Origin of the sequence: Sphingobium sp. EM0848 (genome assembly GCF_013375555.1) — a bacterium.
Classification (GTDB): Bacteria; Pseudomonadota; Alphaproteobacteria; order Sphingomonadales; family Sphingomonadaceae; genus Sphingobium.
Window position 1 is genome coordinate 405,330 of the sequence record NZ_JABXWB010000005.1, and the last position, 24,129, is coordinate 429,458.

The 24,129-nt window shown below is 60.7% G+C and carries 21 protein-coding genes and 1 pseudogene; 14 read left to right on the plus strand and 8 right to left on the minus strand.

Annotated elements, in window-relative coordinates:
- The first annotated feature begins 183 nt into the window (after positions 1–183).
- The 9 genes from HUK73_RS20170 (at position 184) to HUK73_RS20210 (ending at position 10,723) form a co-directional block, all read left to right on the plus strand.
- A complete protein-coding gene (locus HUK73_RS20170) occupies positions 184–2,466 on the plus strand; it encodes a TonB-dependent receptor (protein ID WP_255326450.1) in 2,283 nt (760 codons plus the stop codon).
- Between the two features lie 13 nt (positions 2,467–2,479).
- The gene (locus HUK73_RS20175) at positions 2,480–3,718 is read left to right on the plus strand and encodes an MFS transporter (RefSeq protein ID WP_176593639.1); all 1,239 of its coding nucleotides are present in this window, start codon (positions 2,480–2,482) and stop codon (positions 3,716–3,718) included.
- A 128-nt stretch (positions 3,719–3,846) separates the two neighbouring features.
- Entirely contained in the window at positions 3,847–5,040 is a 1,194-nt protein-coding gene (locus HUK73_RS20180) for an amidohydrolase family protein (protein WP_176593640.1), read from the plus strand.
- A 32-nt stretch (positions 5,041–5,072) separates the two neighbouring features.
- Positions 5,073–6,035 (plus strand): LysR family transcriptional regulator, encoded by a 963-nt coding sequence (locus HUK73_RS20185; RefSeq protein ID WP_255326451.1) that lies wholly within the window; start codon positions 5,073–5,075, stop codon positions 6,033–6,035.
- A 261-nt stretch (positions 6,036–6,296) separates the two neighbouring features.
- The gene (locus tag HUK73_RS20190) at positions 6,297–7,307 is read left to right on the plus strand and encodes a Rieske 2Fe-2S domain-containing protein (protein ID WP_176593641.1); all 1,011 of its coding nucleotides are present in this window, start codon (positions 6,297–6,299) and stop codon (positions 7,305–7,307) included.
- A 122-nt stretch (positions 7,308–7,429) separates the two neighbouring features.
- Positions 7,430–8,179, plus strand: a complete 750-nt coding sequence (locus tag HUK73_RS20195) for an acetoacetate decarboxylase family protein (RefSeq protein WP_255326452.1) — start codon at positions 7,430–7,432, stop codon at positions 8,177–8,179.
- A complete protein-coding gene (locus tag HUK73_RS20200; RefSeq protein ID WP_176593643.1) occupies positions 8,179–9,048 on the plus strand; it encodes an SDR family NAD(P)-dependent oxidoreductase in 870 nt (289 codons plus the stop codon). Before HUK73_RS20195 ends, HUK73_RS20200 begins: the two co-directional genes overlap by 1 nt.
- The gene (locus HUK73_RS20205; RefSeq protein ID WP_176593644.1) at positions 9,042–10,394 is read left to right on the plus strand and encodes an MFS transporter; all 1,353 of its coding nucleotides are present in this window, start codon (positions 9,042–9,044) and stop codon (positions 10,392–10,394) included. Before HUK73_RS20200 ends, HUK73_RS20205 begins: the two co-directional genes overlap by 7 nt.
- 17 nt (positions 10,395–10,411) lie before the next feature.
- Positions 10,412–10,723 carry an enoyl-CoA hydratase-related protein gene (locus tag HUK73_RS20210; RefSeq protein WP_176593645.1) on the plus strand — a complete coding sequence of 104 codons (312 nt, stop codon included), beginning with the start codon at positions 10,412–10,414 and terminating at the stop codon, positions 10,721–10,723.
- On the opposite strand, the gene HUK73_RS20215 is transcribed toward HUK73_RS20210, so the two are convergent.
- The 3 genes from HUK73_RS20215 to HUK73_RS20225 form a co-directional block, all read right to left on the minus strand.
- Positions 10,710–11,189 (minus strand): nuclear transport factor 2 family protein, encoded by a 480-nt coding sequence (locus tag HUK73_RS20215; RefSeq protein ID WP_176593646.1) that lies wholly within the window; start codon positions 11,187–11,189, stop codon positions 10,710–10,712. The two genes, HUK73_RS20210 and HUK73_RS20215, sit on opposite strands and share 14 nt — an antisense overlap.
- Before the next feature lie 14 nt (positions 11,190–11,203).
- Positions 11,204–12,298, minus strand: a complete 1,095-nt coding sequence (locus HUK73_RS20220) for a DUF1214 domain-containing protein (RefSeq protein ID WP_255326453.1) — start codon at positions 12,296–12,298, stop codon at positions 11,204–11,206.
- A gap of 107 nt (positions 12,299–12,405) precedes the next feature.
- Positions 12,406–14,700 carry a TonB-dependent receptor gene (locus HUK73_RS20225; RefSeq protein WP_255326454.1) on the minus strand — a complete coding sequence of 765 codons (2,295 nt, stop codon included), beginning with the start codon at positions 14,698–14,700 and terminating at the stop codon, positions 12,406–12,408.
- A 173-nt stretch (positions 14,701–14,873) separates the two neighbouring features.
- Between HUK73_RS20225 and HUK73_RS20230 the strand changes: the two are divergent.
- Positions 14,874–15,217 (plus strand): annotated as a pseudogene (locus HUK73_RS20230) (IS3 family transposase); the annotation flags it as partial.
- Between the two features lie 138 nt (positions 15,218–15,355).
- Here the strand turns inward: HUK73_RS20230 and HUK73_RS20235 are convergent.
- A complete protein-coding gene (locus HUK73_RS20235) occupies positions 15,356–15,553 on the minus strand; it encodes a hypothetical protein (protein ID WP_176593647.1) in 198 nt (65 codons plus the stop codon).
- A gap of 219 nt (positions 15,554–15,772) precedes the next feature.
- Here HUK73_RS20235 and HUK73_RS20240 point away from each other — a divergent pair, with 219 nt between their 5' ends.
- Positions 15,773–17,125 (plus strand): FAD/NAD(P)-binding protein, encoded by a 1,353-nt coding sequence (locus HUK73_RS20240; RefSeq protein ID WP_176593648.1) that lies wholly within the window; start codon positions 15,773–15,775, stop codon positions 17,123–17,125.
- Positions 17,126–17,523: 398 nt separating this feature from the next.
- Here HUK73_RS20240 and HUK73_RS20245 read toward each other — a convergent pair whose 3' ends face one another.
- Positions 17,524–17,688, minus strand: coding sequence for a hypothetical protein (locus tag HUK73_RS20245; protein WP_176593649.1), 165 nt, complete (start codon positions 17,686–17,688; stop codon positions 17,524–17,526).
- Between the two features lie 170 nt (positions 17,689–17,858).
- Positions 17,859–18,842 carry a phosphatase PAP2 family protein gene (locus HUK73_RS20250; RefSeq protein WP_369805582.1) on the minus strand — a complete coding sequence of 328 codons (984 nt, stop codon included), beginning with the start codon at positions 18,840–18,842 and terminating at the stop codon, positions 17,859–17,861.
- Between the two features lie 495 nt (positions 18,843–19,337).
- Here HUK73_RS20250 and HUK73_RS20255 point away from each other — a divergent pair, with 495 nt between their 5' ends.
- On the plus strand, positions 19,338–20,138 hold the full coding sequence (locus HUK73_RS20255) for an enoyl-CoA hydratase-related protein (RefSeq protein WP_176594731.1): 801 nt from the start codon (positions 19,338–19,340) through the stop codon (positions 20,136–20,138).
- Between the two features lie 12 nt (positions 20,139–20,150).
- Here HUK73_RS20255 and HUK73_RS20260 read toward each other — a convergent pair whose 3' ends face one another.
- Both HUK73_RS20260 and HUK73_RS20265 read right to left on the minus strand, forming a co-directional pair.
- Positions 20,151–21,167: an NADP-dependent oxidoreductase gene (locus HUK73_RS20260; RefSeq protein WP_176593650.1), complete on the minus strand. Its 1,017-nt coding sequence runs from the start codon at positions 21,165–21,167 to the stop codon at positions 20,151–20,153.
- An 11-nt stretch (positions 21,168–21,178) separates the two neighbouring features.
- Positions 21,179–21,976 carry an enoyl-CoA hydratase/isomerase family protein gene (locus HUK73_RS20265; protein WP_176593651.1) on the minus strand — a complete coding sequence of 266 codons (798 nt, stop codon included), beginning with the start codon at positions 21,974–21,976 and terminating at the stop codon, positions 21,179–21,181.
- Positions 21,977–22,083: 107 nt separating this feature from the next.
- On the opposite strand from HUK73_RS20265, the gene HUK73_RS20270 reads away from it, so the two are divergent.
- Together HUK73_RS20270 and HUK73_RS20275 are read left to right on the plus strand one after the other, a co-directional pair.
- A complete protein-coding gene (locus HUK73_RS20270) occupies positions 22,084–23,151 on the plus strand; it encodes a phosphotransferase (protein WP_176593652.1) in 1,068 nt (355 codons plus the stop codon).
- Positions 23,152–23,166: 15 nt separating this feature from the next.
- Positions 23,167–24,099: a hypothetical protein gene (locus tag HUK73_RS20275; RefSeq protein ID WP_176593653.1), complete on the plus strand. Its 933-nt coding sequence runs from the start codon at positions 23,167–23,169 to the stop codon at positions 24,097–24,099.
- Positions 24,100–24,129: the final 30 nt, after the last annotated feature.

A 24,129-nucleotide genomic window follows, 5' to 3' on the forward strand; every position in this document is an offset into this window, starting at 1 on the left:
TATTCGCCACATGGGTGAACAGTGTAGTGATGATGGTGCGCTTTATCGCCAAGGAACGTCAGTTATCGTTCCACTCAAGAAATGGGCCAGGCAAGAAAGAGGCCACATAATAACGGCCCTAAAGGAGCTGGCGCAGGAGAGGGAGGATTTATGATAATTCGGAACGCTGCATTTTGCGCAGTCATGACCGCGACAGCACTGAGTTCGTCAGTGGTGCTGGCACAGCAAGCCGCCGAGGGAGAAACGACAGGAAATCCGGCAGCCAGCGAGGGCGACATCATCGTTACCGCCCAGCGTCGGGAGGAGCGGCTTGTCGATGTGCCGATCTCTGTTTCCGCGGTCGGCTCCGCTGCGCTCGAGCGCGCCCAGGTAAGCACCGTCAGCGATCTTGCGACCCTCGTTCCCAATATCCAGATCAATGAGACGATCGGCAACAGCTTCGGTCCGCTGATCACGATCCGTGGCCTGTCGCCTTCGGCCGACACCAGCCTGGCCCGTGACCAACCGGTGGGCCTCTATATTGACGGCGTGCCAATCGGAAAGTCGACCGGCGCCGCATTCGACACAGTCGATCTTGAGCGGGTCGAGGTGTTGCGCGGCCCACAGGGCACGCTCTATGGCAAGAATACCATCGGTGGTGCGGTCAACATGATCACGCGTGAGCCGTCCGGCGAGTTCGGCGGACAGTTGCTGGTCGGTGGCGGCAGCTATGGGCAATATACCCAGCGCCTGTCGATCGACCTGCCCGAGATTGCCGGTTTCAGCGCCAAGGTCGGCCTCGTGACCAAGCTCGACGACGGCTATTTCCGCAACACGACGCTCCACGACCATTATGGCAAGCAGGAATTGTGGGCGGGCCGTTTCGACCTGATGTGGCGCCCATCGGGCAATTTCAGCGCCCGCTATGCCTATGACGTCAGCGACAGCAAAGGAACGCCAAACCAACTCGCGCTGACGGCCGCCACAGGATCGGGCTCGACCGCTTTCGTCAATGCTCTGGTTGCACCCTATGTCGTAGACAAGCGGACGCGCGACACCGGTGCACAGAGCGCCCGCCTCAGCAATTTCCGCACCACCGGCCACGCGCTGACCCTTGAATGGCAACCCGGCATCGGCGACATGACGCTCAAGTCAATCACTGCGCGGCGAACCGCCTTCACCAATTCAGCAAGCGATTTCGACGGCACGCCCCTTGACCTGCTCCGCATAGTGCTTCGCAACAAGTACAGGCAGTTCACGCAGGAAGCGCAGGTATTCGGGACGGTCGGCGACTTTAAATATACGCTGGGCTTCTTCTATCTCGATGACCATTATGACGTCTACAATCCGCGCTGGAATTTCCAGTTCGGCGGCAACGCCTTCGATATCAGCGCACGCGGGGGACATTCGAAATCCTATGCCGGCTATGGCCAGCTCGCCTGGACGCCGCGTGCGCTCGACGAACGGCTGACGGCGTCGGTGGGACTGCGCTACACCCGCGAATCCAAATATGCCTATGAGTTGCTGCTCTCAAACTCAGCCTATCGTCTCAATCCCGCAGCCCCCGGATCGGGCGTGTTCCTGCGCGATGCGAACGGCAATCCGATCACCCGCAGCGGCGGACCAGCGGCCGGAGCCCGGCCAGGCGCCGGGGGCATCGGCTATACCGATCTCAGCCCACTCGAAAATTCGGGGGTCTGGAAGCGCTTCAACCCCGAATTCAACATTCTCTATAAGTTCCAGCCGGATTTCTCGGTCTATGGGCGCGTCGCGACCGGCTTCAAGAGCGGGGGGATCAACGACACGGCAGCAACCAATGCAGCCTTCCTGACCCCCTATAATCCCGAAAAGCTGACCTCGTTCGAACTCGGCGTCAAATATGCCGGATGGAACAATGCCCTGCGCCTGAACGCCGCCGTCTATCATTCTATCTACAAGCAATTTCAGGCGGGCGTGTTCGTTCCGTCGCTCGTAACCACCAACATCATCAACGCGGGCGAAGCCAAATTCACCGGCTTCGAAGTCGAGGGCGCGCTGCGGCCGACCGATAATCTAACCTTCAACTTCGGCGGCGGCTATGTCCACGCGCGTTACACCGATTTCATCCTGCCAGACGGCACCGACGTCACCAAGACCTATGTGCTGTCGCGTGTGCCCAAGTGGAACTATCAGATCGGCGCGCTCTATCGCCAGAATGTCCATGTCGGGCGACTGGAGGCAAGCCTCAACTATAGCTGGCGCAGCAGCCAGTTCTCCTCGATCACGCCCGATCCACTCGCCAAGATGCCGTCCTACGGCCTGTTGGACGGGCGCCTCGCGCTCACGGAGATCAAGCTCGGCGGCGGCACGACAGCCGAACTCGCTTTGTGGGGCAAAAACCTGACGGACAAGGAATATCTGGTCAGCGCGATCAATCTCAGCTTCCTGACGATCAGCCAATATGGCGATCCGCGCAGCTTCGGCGGCGAGCTGCGCATCCGTTTTTGATCGGGGGCGCTTCATGGCAACGCTTTCATCCCGATCGCTGGTCGAGTCACGGTGGGTGCTGCCCTTTCTCGGGGCAGTCATCTTCCTGACCGCGATCGGCAATATTGGACTGGTGTCGGTGATGCCGGCAATCGGCCGGACGCTCCGCATTCCTGATTTTCTCGTCGCCGGTATCTTCTCATTTTCAGCCCTGACCTGGGCTGTCACCTCGCCCTTCTGGGTATTGCGCATTGGACGCGCCGGGCCAGCCTTTTATATTCGCGGCGGCCTTATCGGCTTCATCGTGTCGATGGGAGGCTGCGCGCTGTCGGTCGAACTGGGTCTGATGGGCTTGCTGCCGCCGCTGGCGACCTTCGGCTGCTTTGCGGTGCTGCGGTCGATCTACGGCCTGTTGGGATCCGCAGCAGCAACCGCGACGCAGTCGCTGATCGCGGCAAGGACAGACGGAACGCAGCGGACTCAGGCGATCGCCGGACTTGCAGGTGCGCTCAGCCTGGGAACGATCATCGGCCCCGCTATCGCGCCTACGATGATGATCAGTCCACTGGGACCGCTTGGACCCATGCTCGGCTTTGCGATGCTGGGCATATTGACGCTCGCAGGAAGCTATATGTTTCTTCCCGCAGCATCGCCGCGACAGGTGGCGGTCTCCGCCACCCCTGACGCGCCGTCGTTGACAAGCGTATGGCGGCGCAAGGCCATCGGACGTCATCTCAATTTCGGCATGTTGCTCTGCTCAGCGCAGGCGATCAACCTCTATACGATCGGCTTCGTGATCATCGACCGGACGCCCCCCGCCGCCCTGACCGCACAACAGATGATAGGAATCGCGATGACCACTGGGGCGATCGCTGCGCTGCTCGCCCAATGGGGACTGGTGCGGCTGCTATTGCTTTCACCCCTGGCGATGATGCGCGCCGGGGCTGCGCTGGCGTGCATGGGCAATATAGCGGCCATGCTGAATGACAATGTCTGGGCGGCAGTACTGGGCTTTGCCCTCGCAAGCTTCGGCTATGGCCTCGCCAGACCGGGGTTCAGCGCCGCGGCGTCGCTTGCGGGAACGGCGAAGGAACAGGTCGGCATCGCGTCGGCCATCTCCCTGATCGCTGGTGCGTCAATCAGCGTCCCGCCGATCGCCGCCTCGATGGCTTATCAGATATGGCAGCCAGCACCCTTCGCGATTGCGGCCGTGATCGGCGGCGCGCTGCTGCTCGATTATCTCGTCCGGCCCATTGTGCATGACGAGCAATAGTGCGTTGCTGCGGAGCCGCTTTTTCCCGCGCGCAAAGCGCATAGTGTCGGATCATGGTCATGTCGCCGGTTCGGCCCCACGCGGGCTGGGCCGGGGCATAGGGTGCAAGAGTAAGGCGGAGAAGGAACATGGACCGTTATCTAGTCATTTCGTCGGACGGCCATGCAGGCCTGCCGCCCGAAAAATATCGCGACTATCTCGAATCCAAATATCATGTGCAGTTCGACGAGACGGTCCAGCAGGAGATCAAGGCACGCGAAGAGCATGAAAAGCGCTTCCTGATCGATGATTTCAACACAAAATGGCGCGCACGGGTCGGCGAAGGGCTGGAAGGCGCATGGAATGGCGTCATCCGCAACCGAGTGCTGGACGGTGACGGCGTCACGGCCGAAGTCCTCTTCCCGGACGGCATCACGGAACGCAATGCGCCGCCCTTTGGTGCCGACATCGGATTGAAGCCCTCTCCCGCGCGTGCCGAATTGCAATGGGCGGGAGCCCGGGCGCATAACCGCTGGCTCGCGGACTTCTGCAAGGACGATCCGCATCGCCGCATCGGTCTTGCCGTGATCCCGGCGCTCTACGATCTCGACGAAACCACGAAGGAAATCGAATGGGCGCGGAAAAATGGACTCAAGGGCGTATTCTTCCCCGCACTGACCGAAGGGTACGATCTTTACAATCACACCAAATATCACCGGATCTGGGCGATGCTCCAGGATCTCAACATGCCGCTGCATTTCCATTCGGGCGCATCGCCGGCCTATGACACCACGCAGCCCGGCTGGATCGGCACTTATTTGTGCGAATTCGCCTTCTGGATGACGCGGCCGCTATGGTCGATGACCTTTGGTGGAGTGTTCGAGGAATATCCCCAGCTCAAAGTCTGTTTCACCGAAGCGGGTGGCGAGTTCTGGTTCCCTTGGGTGATGCAACTGATGGACATACGCGCCTCAGCCAAGCACACGAGCGGAAAGCTCGGCGATTATTATGCCAATATGAGCATGAAACCGAGCGAGTATTTCGCGCGCAACATCTGGGTCGGCTGCTCAGCGCTGCCTGACGAAGAAACGACGCAGGCCTATTACGACATCGGCGTCGACCGCATCCTGTGGGGTACTGACTATCCCCATCCCGAAGGAACCTGGCCGAGCACGCTTGAAAAGATGACGATCAGCCTCGGCGGCCTGCCTGACGACGACATCCAGGCGATGCTCGGCATCAACGCGCTTGACGTCTATGACGTCGATGCCGACGCGCTGTGGAAGATCGCAGGCAAGATCGGTCCACGGCGGGAGTTGTTCGTCAAACAGGCGGCGGAATAAGCTGTCGAACCCTTCCCCGGAAGGGAAGGCATATGAGCATTGCATTCGGGCGTCTGCTTGATAGCATCCCGGCCTTTGGGGGTGGGAAGATGTCGAGTTGGCGGGGAATCGAGGAATTTCTGGCGGTGGTCGAACAGGGAAGTTTCACCGCCGCCAGCGACCAGCTTGGCGTTTCCAAATCCTATATCAGCAAGACAGTGCACGAACTGGAGGAACGGCTGGGAGTCCAGTTGCTCGTCCGCACCACGCGCCGCCTGTCGCTCACCGGCGCGGGCGAGAGCTTCCACCGCGAATGCTCAGATCTTCAGCAGCGCCTGAGCGAGGTCGAAAAGCAGGTGGGCCGTTATAGCACCGAACCAGTGGGACGGCTGCGCGTGGGGCTCAGCGACATTTTCGGATCGGATTTCATGTCGGCGCTGCTCGCCGAATTCAGCACCGAACATCCCGGCATCGTTATCGAACCCATTGCCTATCTCAACGAGAATGAAATCGTTCAGGAGCGGTTCGATGTGGTCATCCGCTATGGCACCCTGCCGAATTCGAATCTGCGCGCGCGGACTTTTGGCTATCTGTCCTATTGCCTGTGCGCCGCGCCAGCCTATGTCGCGGCCCGGGGATGGCCCGAGATGCCGCAGGATCTGCTGCATCACGATTGCCTGACCGACCTCAGTACGACGATGAGCTTCAACGACGACGTCAGCGTAAAGGTCAACCCACGGTGGATGAGCAACAGCGGCATCGCACTGCGCAGCGCAGCACGCAAAGGCCTGGGCATCGCAAGTCTGCCCGTCAGCATCGTCCGTCAGGATCTTTCAAGCGGTGGAATGCTCGCGCTCGATGCCGAATGGTCTTTTTACGACAGGAAATGTTGGGTCGTCTATTCGCCGGGCATCATGTCGATCGCGACACGCGCCTTCATCGATTATCTGGTCCGCCAATTCTCCCGCGTGAAGGTCCGCCCATCAATGGCGGCATCGCTCGCCGCGCGTTATTAGAGCATCATGCGGAAAAGCGGGCGAGCCGGAGGCACGTGACTCCGAGCTCGGGTTTTCTGCATAAGATGATGCACAACAAAAATTAGAGCGCGCGTCCTGCGTCCGATTTAACGCAGCGCGCTCTAAACCTGTCAATCTTCTCCACATTGTTCGCCATCACGCACAAACTGTGCGCGATTTGGGTCTTACGTCCGGCGCGTCAAGCGATACACTTGACCCAGAAGAGCCGTCCAGCAAGGTCGGCCAGCCGGGAGAATGACGTTGCCAAAGGTTGAACGCTTTCCGATGCCGATTCCCTATGGCTGGTTCGGGATCGGCTATGCTGCCGAACTGAAAGTGGGCGATGTCCGTGCAGTCCATTATTTCGGGCGCGACCTCGTGTTGTTCCGCAACGAAGAAGGCATGGCCGGGTTGCTCGATGCCTATTGCCCACATCTGGGGGCGCATCTTGGGCAGGGTGGCCGGGTTGAGGGCGACAGCATCCGCTGCCCCTTCCATGCCTGGGCCTTTCGGCCCGACGGCTTTTGCAGCGCCATTCCCTATGCCAAGGCATTCCCGCCGCGCGCCAAACGGGAGCCGCTGGCACGATCCTATCCCATCGAAGAGAAGAGCGGCATCATCTGGGCCTGGTATCATCCCGATGATGTGGCGCCCATGTTCGACGTCATCGATTATCCCGAATTCACCGACCCAAGCTGGGCCGAGCCGACGAAGCGCGAATGGCGCTTCGCCAGCAATCCCCAGGAAATTGCCGAGAACGGTGTCGACGTCGCACATTTCGCCTATGTCCATGCCATGGACGCAGTGCCCGAGGGAGAAACCCATTATGACGGCGTATTGCGACACAGCGTCGCGCGGGGTCATCGCACCATCGACCTGCCGACAGGCGAGCGCAAACAGCTCCCTTATTCGGTCAAAACAGTCCAGAATGGCGCCGGACAGAAATTCACACGGTTGAGCGGGCTCGTGGAACTCTCGCTGCTCGTGATCGCAACTCCAGTCGAGGCCGACGACGTCGAGCTCCGCTTCTGCTTCACTCACCCGAAGGTAGAACCCGGATCACCGCAGGAACAGGCAATTGCGCAGGCGATCGAGAATACCTGCGGGCAAAAGGGTGTCGAGGGTGACATACCGATCTGGCACAACAAGATTCACCGCGCCCAGCCCTTTCTGTGCGATGGCGACGGTCCGATCCTGCGCTTCCGGCGCTATTTCGAGCAATTTTACGCCGACGGTCCAGACGGCACTCGCCTCGTCGAAGCGGCCGAATAACCCACCCCCCTGTTCCGCTCCGGCGGACCCGTCCGAACACTGCGCCCGCAGGCGCCAATGGGAGAGTTGCGATGTCGAGATTGCGTTATATCCAAGGTCCTGTCGAAACCCGTGCTCCAGGGATGCTCAAAAATACTGTCTATGGCATCCGCGCGACCTATGAGACCGACCCCGAAGTGATCGCGGCGCTGCTGCCGCAACCGCTGGTCGCGGTTGAGCGGCCCGAAATCTGGCTGCAAATGGCGCATGTCGCGATGCATGTGACCGAAACAGACACGGTCGAAATCGGCGCCCTGACGGTCGGCGTCAACTGCACCCACGAAGGCGCGCCGGGCGCCTATTGCTTCCATATGGCGATGGAAGGGGAAACCGTCGTCACCTCCGGCCGCGAACGTTTCGGCGAGCCGAAGAAGATCGCCGAGACGCATTTCGAACGCAATGGCGATCACCTTCGCGCGACCTGCTCACGGCACGGCGTCGCCTATTTCGAGATCGAGGGGACGATCGGCGAGGCCATCGACGCCCCGCTGTCGTTCGAAGAGCATCTGTTCTGCTACAAGGGGATGCCATCGATCGACACGCCCGGCGAGTTCGATGGCGATGTCTTCCTGACGCGCCTTAACTGGGTCCGCAACTATAGCAGCCGACGCGCGATGCACGGGACAATCACCCTGCGTGAATCGCCCTATGATCCTCTCGTCGACATTCCGGTCCGCCGCATCACCGACATGCAATATGTCGAAGGCGGCACCGCGACCGGCGGCACGATCCTGCGTACGGTGCCGGGCGAATGGATCGCACCGCATTGGGTCGGGCGCAATGACGACCCACGCAACACCGGCCTTGAAATCGGCACGCGGAAGGCCGCCTGATGCGGGATTTTTCCGGCCGGGTGGCGGTCGTGACCGGCGGAGCGAGCGGCGTGGGCAAGTGCTTGTGCGCCGACCTCGCCCGCAACGGCGCGCATGTGGTGATCGCCGATATCGACCCGGCGCGGCTCGAAGCCGTTCGCGCGGAAATCGACAAGCTGGGCAAGGGCGAAGTGCTTGCTATTGCCTGCGACGTCACGAAGGAGGCATCGGTGCGATCGCTCGCCGACCAGGTATTCGACCACTTCAGGACGGTACACCTCCTCTTCAACAATGCTGGCGTTGGGCTGGGCGAAGCACAGCGCAAGATCTGGTCGCTGCCGCTCAGCGACTGGCGCTGGGGGATCGACGTCAATATGTTAGGGGTCGTTCACGGCATCGCCGCCTTCGTACCGCGAATGCTCGAAGCGGGGCAGGAAGGCGTGGTGATCAACACGGGGTCGACCAACGGCGGGCTGCGATCGCTTCCCAACACGCCCATCTACGCCGCAACCAAGGCCGCGATCACCAGCATCTCCGAAGTCCTCCACCAGCAATTGCTACGTGAGGGTGGACAGTTGCGCGCCGCCATCCTCTTCCCTGGACCGCATACGGTCAACACCGCGATCATGGCTTCGGGCGAAGTGCGCCCCTCCGACTATGTCGAGGATGAGGCGCAAACCAAGGTTGCCTATCGGACGATGGAGGATCTGGTGCGCACCACCGGCCTCAAACTCAAGCTGACGGAACCTGAGGAAGTGTCGGCTTTTGCACTCGCTGGCCTTCGCGCAGGGCGCTTCTGGCTGCTGCCCGACAGCGCGGACAATGACAGGCTGATCGCGGCGCGTACCGAACAGATATTGGCGCGGCAGGATCCGCCGTCCGCATGGTGACGGCGGCAGCGTCCGGCGCACCGGCGGCAGACCGGCCAGCAATGAAGGCTGCCATGCCCGGCAGCGTCTATCGCTGGCTGGTCGTCACGATCCTGTTCGCCGGCTATTGCTTCAGCGCGATCGACGCGCGCGTACTGACGCTGATGGTCGAACCGATCCAGAAGGATCTGGGGCTGGGCGATTTCGGAATGAGCCTGCTCCAGGGTTTCGCCTTTTCCGTACTGTATAGCGTCGCGGCGCTTCCGATAGGCCGTTTCGTCGACCGCACGAAGCGGCGCGCGACGCTGATCGTTTGGGGGGTGGTGCTCTGGTCGGCGATGACCGCCGCTTGCGGCTTCACAAGCAGCTTCATCGGCCTGTTCCTTGCCCGTGTCGGCGTCGGCGTCGGCGAGGCGACGCTCAGCCCGACGGCTTATTCGCTGATTAGCGACTATTTCGAACGGCGGCGACGCGCGCTGGCAATCAGCTTTTATGCGGTCGGCTACCCGATCGGTGGCGGACTCGCACTGTTGTTGGGCGGCTGGCTGCTGGGCCACTTTACCAAGACAGGGGGCTGGACGCTGCCGCTGCTCGGCACCTTTGCCCCGTGGCAGGCGGTGTTTCTCTGCGTCGCGGCGCCGGGGTTGATCCTCGCGGCACTGATGATGACGATCCGTGAACCTGTGCGGCAGGACGTGGCAGCGGATATTTCGGCCAAGAGCAGCCTCCGTGAGGGCTTCGATTATATCGCGCAACGCTGGATGCTGTTTGGTTCGCTCATCGGCTCGCTGAGCCTGATCGCGCTGCTGGCAATCGGAACGGCGCTCTGGTTCCCGACCTTCCTCATCCGCAGCTATGGCATGACCCCGACAGAGGTCGGCCTGTTCTATGGACTGGTGATGCTTGTTTGCGGAACCGTCGGCACCCTGTCGGGCGGCTGGCTGGCCGGGAAGCTCATGCAGGGTGGGCGGGCGGACGCGAACATGCGCGTCGTGCTGATCGCCACACTACTGAAGGGCCTGCCCATCATCGCCGCGCCGCTGATGCCAACGGCTTTCCTGTCGCTGACCATGATGGCGATCGGCACGCTTCTGGGCCAAGCGTCGCAGGGGGTGATGCTGGCTGCAATTCAGGACGTTACCCCCAATCAGCTTCGCGGACAGGTGACGGCGATTTCGCTTCTGTGCGTCAACCTGGTCGGGACCGGCCTGGGAGCCAGCGTCATCGCCGCAATCACCGACTTCGGCTTTGGCAACCAGGCCGCACTCGGATATTCGATTGCGATCGCAGGGGCCGTCGTATTGCCGGTCATCGTCGCGCTCTTGCTGATGGTGTTGCCGCATTATCGACGGGCGGTAGAAGCCTGAGCCTGTCGGACGACGCGGTGGATGCCACATCCGCGACCAGTTGTCGTTCATGCACTTTGGAGGCGGCGGAACCGGGTCTCATCAACTATGTTTGTGCGAAGGAGGATATCGTCACTGAGGTCCGCAAGATTGCGGTCGAAATCGCAGCCAATCCTGGCTGGGCCGTCCGTTGGTCAAAGGCCACCGTCAACAAGCAATTCAAAACGCAACCGGATCAGATACTGTTACTGTCCATCACCTATGAGGCCGCGACCATGATGACGCACGACTATAAGGAAGCAGCCACAGCCTTTTCGGAACGACACGAGCCCGAGTTCAAGGTTTTGTGATGCAAGCGCTATTGAACGACAAACGCGCCAGCCCGGAATTCAGCGCTCGCGCCTCCTCCGATCCGTCGAGCGAACGATTTACCCTTCGTGAAACCTTCCATCCCTCATCGGTCCGTACCAGCTGCCACAGATTGGCCGAAACACGGTGCGCTTCCCAATTGTCGCCACACTTCCGAAACACGATGGAGTAGGTGTGCGCGATTGCGCAGTCACCGTCCAGATCAATGACCGGTGGGCTCAGAACATGAGCCGCCCCGCCATGGATCAGGCCCTGATGGCTTTCTCCTTCCAGCAGCGCCTGGATTGCCGCTCGCCCCTGATAACTGCCGAAACCGCCGACCTCATAAATTCCGTCTTCGGTCCACAGTGCCGCCGCGCCTGCACAGTCACCGGCATCGGCGAGCGGACCATAGCGGGCGATCAGTTCGCGGATCGCTTCCCTATCCTCCAGCGCAGCGATCCGCATCGGGAGGGATGCTGTCAAAGCTTCACGACCTTGCACTGCGGAACGGGATGCTCCGCTGCCTCGATCCAGCGCCACAAGCCCGTACCGCTCCGGTGACCAGACAGGTCGATCCAGTTGCCATAGCCCGGATCACGATCAGCACAGACAAGGATGACGCTACCGTCCTCCTCATATTTCGCCTGCGCACCGTTCACCCAGACCTTGCGGTTCACATGGTCCATGGATTCCATCCACCAATTGTCGATCTGGAAATTCCAGAAACGGCATTCAGGCGGCTTGGCTGTGATGACCAGTGCCTCGTCCGGCGCGAGATCGTAATAGATATGGCCGTACCAGATTTTCGGGTCACCCCCTGCCCGCTGATAGACAGATTGTTCCTTCCCTTCATAGATACGGTTGGGCTGCTCCATGAACCATTGGGTCCAGTCAGCGAAGGTGTTCGCCGTACCGCGCACCCATGCCGCCGCCCCGTTGAGCTGCGTCTCTATGGTTTCAGGCGTGAGAATGGCGGGCACCAACGGCCCATCGCTGACCCGTTCAACGCGAACGTCGGCCGCCACTTCCATCTTCCTGTCGTTGAAGGTCTGGCGAATGATGAGCAGTGTCGTGTCATCGGCCATCGGCAGCCAGTTGCCTGGCTTTTCCGTTTTACTGACGATGATTTCGAAACTGCCATCGGCCGCAATCTCCATGTCGGCCAGTTCAATCTCGCCGGTCGATGCCATGGTCCCGTCGATTGCATAGCGATTCGCCTTGGACCCGATCGAGAAATAGGGAACGCTGTTGCGCTTGCCTGTGATGCGATAGTCGCGGTCGCCACGTACGACGATCTGCTGATAGAGGTTGTCAGGATTGTCGGCACCGATCTTTATGGCATCATCGCACAACAGAAAGAGTCGAGGAAAATCGGGATCGCTGGAATCCACGAGCATGTTGAGCGCGGTGCGCGTGAGGCGGCTCAGATAACGCAGCCCTTCGGCCTGATCAATCGGCGTGTTCGGGGCATGCGGCCGGTCGAGAATTTCGCCTGCTTCAGCCAGCCTTTCACAAAAGGCTCGCCAGATTGCTGCCAGCTTCACTTCGCCTGTCGAGCTTTCATCCATTGCCATCGCCTACTCTCCTGCAGGTCCATGGGTTGCGTTGTCCTCGCTTCCCTTATTGTCTTGCCCTGACCAACAAGTGGCGGGCCGGAAATCCCGGCCCGCCTCCGTTTCGATCAGAAGCTGATCTTGGCATCGACGCCGAAGGTGCGCGGCTTCTTGTACGAACCCGCCGCAAAGCCCAGCGAACCGAAGTCAATCGCGAAGTCCAGATTCTTCTGGTTGGTCAGATTATCACCCCAGACGCCAAGTTCCAGCTTGCCGCTGCCCAGCGTTATGTCCGACAACGCCAGGCGCGCCCGCAGGTTGTGGTCGGGCCGCGAACGGGTTTCCACATTGAACGGGTTCACCCGGTCCAGATTGTGGAAGTAGACCGTGCTGCGATAGGCATAGTCGACGCGCGCAGTCAGTTCCCCGATGCTCACCGGAACCACATATTGCGCACCGACATGAGCGTTGAACTTCGCCGTCTGCGGCATGCGTGCCTCATCGGCAACGTTGATGATCGCGTTGGTCGTCGGATCCAGATAGAGGTAGGTCTTGTAGGTCGGATCCGTATAGCCCAGCGACCCATCGAAGGTCAGGCCCCGCACCGGTGCAACGGTCAGTTCGCCTTCAACGCCACGGAAGCGCACCTTGCCAGCATTCACGATCAGCGAGGTCACGCCGCCACTGCCGGCCGCGAACTGGTTGATCTGCTGATTGCTGTAGTCGGTCTGGAACACCGCGACGTTCAGGCGAACGCTGCGGTTGAAGAATTCCGACTTGATGCCCGCCTCATAGGACTTCACGTCTTCCGGCTTGAAGATGTTGATGACGCTCGCGCGCGGGTTGATGCCGCCCGATCGATAGCCCGACGATGCCCGGACATAAGCCATGATCGCGGGGGTAAAGCGATAGTTCAACGAACCCAGCCAGGACACATTGGTATAGTCGACATTGCCGTGCAGCGCAGGGTTCACGTCGCCCGAGATGGTCAGCGTCTTGCGGTCGCCGGTGAAGCGGACGCCACCGGTCAATTCCAGCTTGCCGTCGAACATGGCGGGCTTCCAGCTCGCCTGGCCGAAAGCAGCCATGGATTCGGCCGTGCCGCCAAAGGCCTGGACCGGTGCGAGGTTCAGACCCGCCTGTCCGCCGGGCAGCACGAAAGTCAGATTCTGACGGTTATATTCCGACGACTTTTCGTAGAAATAATAGAGGCCAGCGACATAGGAGAGGTCACCCATGTTACCCAGCGCCTGGAATTCCTGGCTGAACTGCCACTGCCGCTGCGGCGCGTTGTTGCCGTTAATCGGCGTGACGGCCCCAACGGACGGCGCAAAGGTGACAGGGTCCAGCACGACGCCCTTCAGGTAACCGTTACCACCCAGCGTCAGGATCGTGTCCTGGTTGAACTTGCGATAGGCAGTAATCGACTTCAGCGTCAGTTCATCGATCGGCTCATAGGCGATCGTCAGCGAGTGGCCCTGGATTTTCGCACGGGCGTCATAACGCAGATTACCGTCGTTATCGACGAAGCCAGCCTGGTAGACATGCTTCTGGCGGTCTGGCGAGACAAGGAACGGATCACCGCCCAGCGAAGCCGACTGCCCGAAATAATTCTTCACGTCATCGGTGGCATACAGCATCTGGAAATAGGGCGCGGTGCCGCGGCGGTCATTATAATCGAAGCTGTAGTTGACCGTGACCTTGCCCAGATCGGCCTGCAGGCCGACCATGATCGCATCGGCGTTGACGGCGCCCGGATCCTTGCTGTCGGGGGTGTAGAAATTGTCGATATAACCGTCGCGCTGACGATGCATGAGCGACAGCGACGCCTTGATGGGTGATCCACCGATATAGCCGGTGTCTACGCGCGCCTTGGTGAACCATTCGTTGAAGCTGCCATAGCCAGCCTTCACATCCAGTGCAAAGTCGTTGGCCGGCTTCTTCGACACGAGCTGGATCGCGCCACCCACGGTGTTGCGACCAAACAGCGTACCTTGCGGCCCACGCAGAACTTCGATCCGCTCCAGGTCGACAAGGTCGAACAGCGCACCGGCGGAACGCGCAACATAGACGCCGTCCAGATAGACGCCTACGCCCTGTTCGGCGACCGACGACGGTTCCTGATTGCCGATGCCGCGAATATAGACCGATGCTGCGGTCAGGCTGGTCGACTGCTGCATGATCGAGAGGTTCGGCGTGAACTGCGGAATCGAGGTCACATCGACGATGTTCTGCTTTTCCAGAAACTCGCCACCCAGCGCGGTCACGGCGACCGGAACGGTCTGCATCGATTCCGCAGTACGACGCGCTGTCACGATAATGTCACCCAGGCCGGTACCACCGGCCTGTTCCTGCGCCATCGCCGGCGATGCCAGCAGCCCCATGAGAATCGCAACATGGCTACTGTGACCGAACAAACTCATATGCCTCTCCCTGAACAAGATCGCCTGTGGCGAAAAAACCTTTATCTGCGTTTTATGGATTAGATCCAAATACGTAAGTGAAATAACATTCACGCCAATCACAACATTATTCGTAAAAATCAATCAATTTTTCGTCTGCATGACATACCCCCTCTGAATGACCCGGAGACTGCCGCCGGGTGACGGCATTGCTGTGTCATGCGGGACGGAAAGCGAACCATAAGTGGGTCGAACGGATATGGCAGCGTGAGGGTCTTAAGGTTCCGCCGCACCAGCCAAAAGGCGGACGCCTGTGGCTCAACAACGGAGCCTGCATCCGTCTGCGGCCTGAATATCCAGGGCATGTATGGGCGAAAGGCGCACGCATGATGGCCGTAAATTCCGTATCCTGACCATCATCGACGAGATCAGCAGGGAATGCCTTGCGCTCATCGTTGCGCCGCAACTCAAGCATGAGGATGTGTTGGCGGAGCTGGCCGACATGTTCGTCACGCATGGACCACCAGCGAATACCCGGATCACCTCACCAATCCAGCCGGCCTGATTCCTCTTGCCGCCACCGTCTCAGTCGAAACTGACCTTCGTGTTCCTGTTATTGACGAGGGAGACCCCATCGCCCTTGAGATCAAGTACGGTAGGCGAGATGATGCTCAACCTAAACGCCACCCTTGAACTCCGCCTGTTCGATCCCGGCCGCCTTAAACAGCAGCCGCGTGTCCCCTTCCCCCTTGCCTGTGATGGACACGCGCAGCCGGGGCCGACCGCTATTGCCGCGTCCGCATCCGGCCAGCAGCACGCAGGCCGCACCCCCGGCACCCAAAAGGCTGCGGCGCGACCAGATCTCAGCAGCCACCGGCACCTTCCTGTCGGGAGGCGGCACGTTCAAACAGGATCACATTCGGATCGCGCAAAAATTCCCGCCGCACTGCATCGCGCAGGCGAACCCAGCCATGGATAAGGGAACGTAACAGGCTCATAATAGTCCTTTCCAGAGGGTTGAGATTTTATCTATTTTATTGGTAGAGATAATTCTCACAAGCAATGCTGGGCGAACATTAGAAATGCTTGATCCATGCTGAAGGTCGACCATGCCGCCATCATCGGCGGCGGATTCAGCGGCACCTTGCTCGCCATCAATCTGCTGCGCCATGGTGCGCTCAAGGTGACGATGGTGGAACGCCATGCCGATCGGCTAGGACGCGGCCTGGCCTATGGAGCGGCGCAGGCCGGCCATATCCTCAATGTGCGGGCGGCCAATATGAGCGCCCTGCCCGACCAGCCCGGCCATTTCGCCGACTGGCTTGCTTGGGCTCAACTGGGTCAGGAGGGCAGCTTTGCCACGCGGCGCGACTATGGCGCCTATCTCTGCGCAATGCTGGATGAAGTGCGCGCACTGGCGAAGAGCCGGCTGACGGCGCTGGCGGACGAGGCGGTCGACCTGCATTTGCTCGATCATGGCGTGCGGATCGAACTGCGTTCCGGGGCCAGCCTGACCAGTGATGCCGTCGCGCTCGCCCCCGGCAATCTGCCGCCACATGATCTGCCCGCCTTCACCGATCTTGGCCGTCCCGCTTATGTCAACGATCCCTGGGCGGCCGATATCGCGCAAGATTTGCAGGCGGATGACCAGATTCTGCTGCTGGGCACTGGCCTGACCGCCGTGGACTGCGCGCTCAGCCTGGACGGAGCGGGTTTTCGCGGTCGGATCATCGCGCTGTCCCGGCGCGGCCTTGCCCCGCACAGCCACGGCCCGGCAACCGCCTCCGCACCCGGCGGCGACCGTCCGCAAGGCCCGCTTTCAGCGCTGGTGCGCGCTGTCCGTGCCCGCGGCGCAGCCATCGGCTGGCGCAATGCAGTGGACGAACTGCGCCCCTTCACCCAGGATATGTGGCGCGCGGCCAGTGCGGAGGAGCGCAGTCGTTTTCTGCGGCATCTGCGTCCCTATTGGGATGTGCATCGCCATCGGATCGCGCCGCGGGTGGCCACTCGGTTAACGGCAATGCAGGCGGAAGGGCGCCTGGAGATAGGCGCGGCCAAGGTGGCAGGAGCCGATACGCACGACAAGGGGCTGATCGTCCATCTGCGCCGCCGTGGGGAAAGTCGAACAGAACAGCTCTCTGTGGCTCGCGTCATCAACTGCACAGGCCCGTTGGGCGATCTACGCCGCGCCCATGACCCGCTGCTGCGCGCGTTGGCCGCGCGCGGCGATATCCGTTCGGATCCACTGGCGATCGGCATCGACGTCGATCGCCAGTGCCACGCCATCGCCCGCGACGACTCGGCCCAGCAGCGGTTGTTCGTGGTCGGGCCGATGACACGCGGCGCTCACTGGGAAATCGTGGCCGTGCCCGACATCCGCCGTCAGGTCTGGGCATTGGCGCGCGAAATCACCAGCGCTCATTGGGTGGAAGCCGAAGGGCTATAGCATGCGCGGTTACTAGAGCGGTTTGCGATCTGATCGAATCAGATCGACCGCTCTATTGCTTTGTTTCGCCGCGATTTCTTAACCGTCAGATGATGCCATCTGACTGGAAATCGCTCTAACGTCCGGCAATATCAATCCAAGTTAAGCCTGCACCTGCCAGACGAAGAATTTCCCCATCCCTGAAGCCGCTGCTCACAAACAAACTTGACCAACTCACCCAAAGCGGCTTTTCCATCCTATTATTCGATAGTCGTGCCTTTCCCGACATCGGGGCTATCAATGGCTTTCCCACGGATTGAATAGGGATACGCCGGTCGCGTCAAAATCCGCGACATTGCGCGTAACCACTGTAAGGCCATGAGCCAATGCGGTTGCGGCGATCCAGCCATCACGCTCGCTTACAGGATCGGGGACATGGAGCGCAGCGCACGCCAGCGAACATTCTCGACCGTGAAGAAATGCAGCGCCTCCAGAAACCATCGGTCGTCCGCCGCCTTGCGGCTACGGCGCGGCAAACACGCCCGGAATACCAGCAACATGTGCTCCCAGTCTTCTTCGCTCATCGGCGTCGACAGTCTTCCGACCCCTTCGTTCAGTCGAAATCCTATGAATCAGAGCAGGTTCATCTTGTGGATAGTAAATTTTCAACGTATCCAAATTCGTCCACACGACCTAATCTCGACGTAACCTATGATTTCGACCTTCTCGTCTACAAGATGACACGCCAGCACTTCTATTTTATAGCCATTGTTCCTACGGCATGGTCGAAAAACTCGTTTTCATTCATCCTGACATACAGGTTAACGAGTGCCAGGGCCACCTGCGCCACAATGAACCCCAGGATCATGTCGATCAGATAGTGCGTGCCTTCGACGGGCGTGGAAAGCAACATCGCCGCGTTCAACGCCACGATCAGCCAGCGTAGCCGGGCGATGCGCCAGCCCATTGCCATGTAGAGCACCGCTGCGGCCGTATGGAAGCTGGGTGCAGAGACGATCCCCCGCAATTGCCCAAGATCGACGATATGCACTTCATGGTTACGCAACGCCGGAATCAGGCCGGACTGCCACAATTCACTTTCCGGCATATAGTTGATCGGCCCGTGCCACAGATAGGAAAAGGGACCAACCGCCGGGACCAGGCTGAACAGCAATAGCGTCATCAGCGCCGCCAGCCAGAATCCGGCAAGGAAACGATAGGCTCGTTCCCTTTCACCCGTCCAAGCGCAATGCCACAGCAACAAGGCAGGCGTGACATAGATGCTGCGATAGGCGGCCGTTCCCAGAAATTGGAGAAGCTGATAGGCCGATACCAAGCGGTACCACTTCAGCCAATCGAACCCCAGCGCAAGATCGATGCGGTGTAGGGCGGCATCTGCATATCCGCTTGTCAAGGCCGCGACCGGATAGCTGGCGCTGGCCCCCATCAGCGAAATCAACGTGAAAAGCCCAGCATATTCGCAGAAATGAGCAACCGCAGTTGAGTGCCTCCAATCCACCCATGGCAATCCAATACGCACAAGCAGCATCGCCAACCCTCCCGCATAATAAGGGAGATTGCTTGATAGCCACGGATCGAAATGCAGCTTGGCCATGTGCATCAGCACGGTCAATGCAAGCACGCCCAGCATCAATGCCACAAGCAGATGCCGACTGATCGACCATCTTGGCTCTCGCACGACAGCCTGTTTCGCCGTTATCGACTGATCGACGGTCACCTCATGAGCGGACCAGAGCGACTGTATCAGTGACATGACATGAGTCCGATGAGGCAAAAGCAGGGCAAAGTTCGTGCGCAATACCGATCTCTGCTTAAGGGCGAATGAACAGAATGCCCGTAGATCGGCTTGCTTATCGCGCCACCTCAGTCGTTCAGATCGCTAAATTGGTAAAAAGTCGATCCAGCTGCGGTCATGAGCAAGATCGAAAATGATGCGCAGACAGAATCAGCCGTGGGCGGCAGGCTCAGTCCCCGTGGATATAATTTCTGCCGAGCTATAGCCTCAATGGTTGCGGATCATCCGGCAAATTGGAGCCTGGATGCCATGGCAGGCCTCTCCTTCACGGGGCATCCATTGGCCGTCCGGATAAGCAGAAGTTTTTCTTTAATTCAATAATTGATTTCTCTAATGCCTATGGGACGTCCTGAAGCTTGGCAAGCCGCCTTTAGGGCGGGTGAGAAGGTCGTCGCTTAAAGAAATGCGGGGATGAAGATGAGTTACGAGCACATAGTCTACGAAGAGGCCGACGGCCTTGTAACGATCACCATCAACCGCCCCGAAAAGCTGAATGCGCTGGCGGCGCAGACACTGGAAGAATTGATCCACGCCGTGGACCGCGTCCGTGACGAGGGAAGCGCCCGCGCGCTTCTGTTGACGGCCCAGGGCCGCGCCTTCTGCTCCGGCGCCGATCTAACGGCGAGCGGATCGGAAGAAGCGCGCCTGCCCGCCGGCCCCCCCGATGCGGGAGCAATGCTCGAAACGCTGTACAATCCGCTGCTGGAACGGTTGCGGCGGCTACCAGTGCCACTGGTGGTAGCGGTCAATGGCGTAGCGGCGGGCGGAGGCTGCGGCTATGCGCTGGCTGGCGATATCGTGATCGCCGCGCGGTCTGCTTATTTCCTCCAGCCCTTCGCCAATATCGGGCTGGTGCCCGATGTCGGATCGACCTGGATACTGCCGCGCCTGATCGGCCGGGCCCGCGCCAACGCCATGATGCTGCTGGGCGAGCGCATTTCCGCCGAGCAGGCGGCGGAATGGGGCATGATCTACAAGGCAGTTGAGGATGATGCCCTGATGGAAGAAGCCCGGGCCGTCGCCCTACGGCTGGCTGCGGGGCCGACGCGCAGCTATGGATTGATCCGGCAGGGGATTGCCGACTGTCTGGAGGTCGGCCTGACCGACGCACTGGCGCTGGAACGGCGCAACCAGCGCATCGCAGGCCGCACTGCCGATCATCGCGAAGGCGTGGCCGCGTTTCGCGAGAAACGGAAGCCGGTTTTTACCGGCCAGTGAGCAGCATTCCGATCAGGGTTCGTCGGAAACCCTGATCAGCAATTTGCCGTCATGCTGGCCAGTGAACAGCAGTTGCAGGCTGTCAGGCGCCTTCTCCAGCCCCGGCACGACATGATCCTTCCACTTGATCCGGCCCTCCGCGATCCAGCGACCAAGGTCCGCAAAGGCCTCGCCCGCGCGCGCGAGATAATCGATGACGATGAAACCGCGTACCGTCAGCCGCTGCATCAGGATGCGCCCGAAATCAGCTGGCCCCGGCACCGGCCCCTCGTCATTATAGGCGGAAATCAGGCCACAGAGGATCATCCGGCCATTGCGGTTGAGGCGTGAAAAGACCGCCTCCATGATCGCGCCGCCGACATTTTCAAAGTCGATGTCGATGCCCGTCGGACACAGCCGGTCCAGCGCGGCACCGACCTCCTGCGCCTTATAGTCCACAGCCCCGTCGAACCCCAATTCCTCGGTCAGCCAGTCGCATTTGGCCGCGCCCCCGGCAATGCCGACGACATGGCAGCCCTTGATCTTCCCGATCTGGCCGGCGATCGACCCCACCGCGCCTGCCGCCGCGGAAAGGACGAGCGTTTCGCCTTCCTTGGGCTGGCCGATGTCCAGCAAGCCGAAATAGGCGGTCAGCCCGGTTGGCCCGAGTACCGACAGATAGGCTGTCAGCGGAATGCCGGGCGCGACATTCAGCTTGCGGGTCATGCGCTCCGGCGAGACGGTATAATCCTGCCAGCCGCCCATGGCGGGCATGACGATATCGCCGGGCGCAAAACGGTCCGAACGGCTTTGCTCGACCACGCCAATGGTCGTGCCGCGCATGGTGTCGCCGATCTGGACCGGCGGCAGATATTGTTCCCGATCGCTCATCCAGATGCGGTTGGTCGGGTCGAGCGAAAGATAGATGTTGCGCACCAGCAGCTCGCCGTCGCGCAATTCGGGCAGCGCTTCCTGCACCCAGTCGAGGTCCGTCTCCACCAGCGCCGCCTGAGGCCGGTGCCGCAATACCCATTTGCCGTTCTTTGTCATGAGGCTGTTCCCTATGGCATGTCATGCAAGGCGCCGCCTTCTGCCACGAAGCGGCACATGATGTCTGTGGCCGCGCCATCGGCGCGGAGGAGTTCGGCGAAAGTCACCAACTCAGCCTGCAACCGCTCCGCCGGTGGATTGTCGCGCGTGAGGCGGAGGATCGCGGCGACCGCCTGGAGCGACCGCGCCGCATAGCCCTCCGCAATCTCAATGGCACGGTCGAGGGCGCTGGGCACCACTTCATCGACAAGACCCAGTTCCAGTGCCACAGCCGCATCGACCACCGCGCCGTCCAGCATGAAGCGACGCGCCCGATGACCACCGATGAGGCGCGGCAGGCGCTGCGTTCCGCCGCTGCCGGGGAAGATACCGATGCGGATTTCCGGCAGGCCGATGGCCGTCACGCCAGCCCCGGCGATGCGGGTCATGCAGCACAGCGCAATCTCGAACCCGCCGCCCATGCAGACGCCATCAATCGCGGCGATGACGGGCTTCTCCGCCGTTTCGATCAGCCTCCCGAGTCGAGGAAATGGCGCGTCGACAAAGGACTCCGGCGCAATCGCGCCCGCCTGCAACGCCTGTGCGGCGCGGACGATCTGGGACACATCGGCGTGGCGGATGAACACGCCTTCCTGCCCGCCCGTCAGCACAACCGCGCGCACGTCCGGGTCATCCAGCACGGCGCGCAACGCATCGGCCAGCAATATCGCACCCTTGTTGGGAATGAGGCCGGAGGGCGGATTATGATAGGCGATGATGGCAACAGCGCCCTGTCGGCTCGTCCGAACCTCCATTTGCCCGGATTCCATCACCATCTCCCTTGATTGTCCATATTGGCTCCGAGGCCTTTATACGCTAATCAATCGCATAGCTAAGAAAAATCGGTAAAATAAAATAGCATCGAAAGAGGATCGCCATGCACAGGGTCGACACCATGCCCTTTCCCCGCTCGCTGGAGGATATCAGCGCTGAGTGGCTGACATCAGCCCTTGCCGAAGCCTATCCCGGCACGCGCGTCGATGGCCTCTCCTTCGGCACGATCATCCGGGGCATGGCGACCAAGGCGCAGGTGCATCTGCACTATAATGCGGCCGGACTCGCTCATGGCCTGCCGCCCTCCGCCTGGATCAAGTCGGGCTTCGACGCGACCAATGCCGACCTCATGTCGCATTCGGTGGCGGAGGTGGAGTTCTTCCGCGATCTGGCGCCCGGCCTGTCGATCAACCTTCCCCACTCCTGGCTTCAGCTTGTCGACCCCAATGCGCCCAATGGCCTGCTGATGCTGGAGGATCTGACGCTCCGCAACGCCCGCTTCGGCCGCCAGACAACGCCGCTGGAACCCGAGGAGATGCGCCGCGTACTCACGCTTCAGGCAGGCTATCATGGCGCTTATTGGAAAAGCCCGAAGCTCGACGCGCTGGGCTGGCTGAAGCGCGGCGGCATGCTTGTCGAAAGCGATGTGTGCGGCATCTTCCTCGACTTCTGGCCGACCGCTTCGGCCGCACCGCGCTGGGACCATGTTCCCAAAGCCCTGCGTGACCCGGCCCTGATCCGCCGCGCCATCGACCAGTTGCATGCCAATGACATCCGCGACGCAAACTGCATCGTCCATGGCGACGCGCATCAGGGCAATTTGTTCTTCAATACCGACGGAACGCCGGGTTATCTCGACTGGGCGACGATCATGTATGGCCACTGGGCCTTCGACGTCGCCTATCTGATGGTCGGATCGCAGAGCGTCGAAAACCGCCGCGCGCTGGAAAAGGAACAACTCGCCTTCTATCTCGACGCGCTGGAGGCGGCCGGCGGCGAGAGAATCGCTTTCGACAGCGCATGGCTCGCCTATCGGCAGCATGCCATGTGGATGTTCATGACGACATTATGCCCGGTGGAGTTCCATCCGGAGGAAATCTGCGTCCACAATGCGGAGCGCGCCTGCACCGCCATCACCGATCTCGACAGCGTCGCCGCATTGCTCGGCTAACATAGGAACACAGCCATGCACCACCCCTTCACGCTTGCCGACACCAGCCGCCACACCCCCGACATGGAGGATGAAAGCTGGCAGGAGAGTTTCTTCCTTGGCTGGACCGATATCCGCAACAAGGTCTGCGGCCACCACCATATCAGCCTCTGCCCCTATCTGGGTTTCGCCCATGTCTGGACCTGGCTGATCGTCGACGGCGTCGAAGTCGCCCGCAGTCAGGAGAACCGGATTCCCCTGCCCGATAGGGACCTGCGCGACATGAAGGTCGGCATCCTGCATTTCATCGCCGGGGAATCGATCCGCCAACTTCACCTGACCGCCGATTTCCAAGGCGCGAAGGTGGAGGTTGACTATGAAGGCTTTACCGACCCCGTCCATGTCGAGATCAACACCGGCGGCAAGCTGAAGCTCGGCTCGCTCCACTATGAGTCCATGGGATCGGTCAGGGGCAGCATCACCATGGGCGACCGCGTGATCGCCATCAACGGCAGCGGCTGGCAGGACCATAGCTGGGGTCCACGCCGGCTCTCCAGCAATCCGGCGGGCCGATGGGTGTTCGCGGTGTTCGGCTCCGACCTTGCCTTTTCGCTCTATGTACTGTCGGCGGCCGGGCAGAGCTTCACCTTCGGCTATGCGCTCGTCAATGGCGAAGTCGATCCGATCGAGAGCGCCGAAACGGGCTTTGTCGTGGCCGATGACGGCATTTCGCCGATCAGCAACGATAGTTTGCTCTGGACCCGCTCAGGCCGGGCATGGCGGATCACGGGCAAGGTGATCGGCACCGCGCTGGTCGGCGGGCCGGGCTGGACGGGCGACGGCTTCCACTGGTGGATGGACGGGCTGACGCGGTTCGAATGCGGCGGCCGTGTGGGCGGAGGGATATTGGAAGTGTCGACGCTCAAGGCGCCGACCGATGAGATCAAGGCCATATTGAAGGCCCAATGAGGCCAGGGCGGACCGGCGATTGGGGCCGGT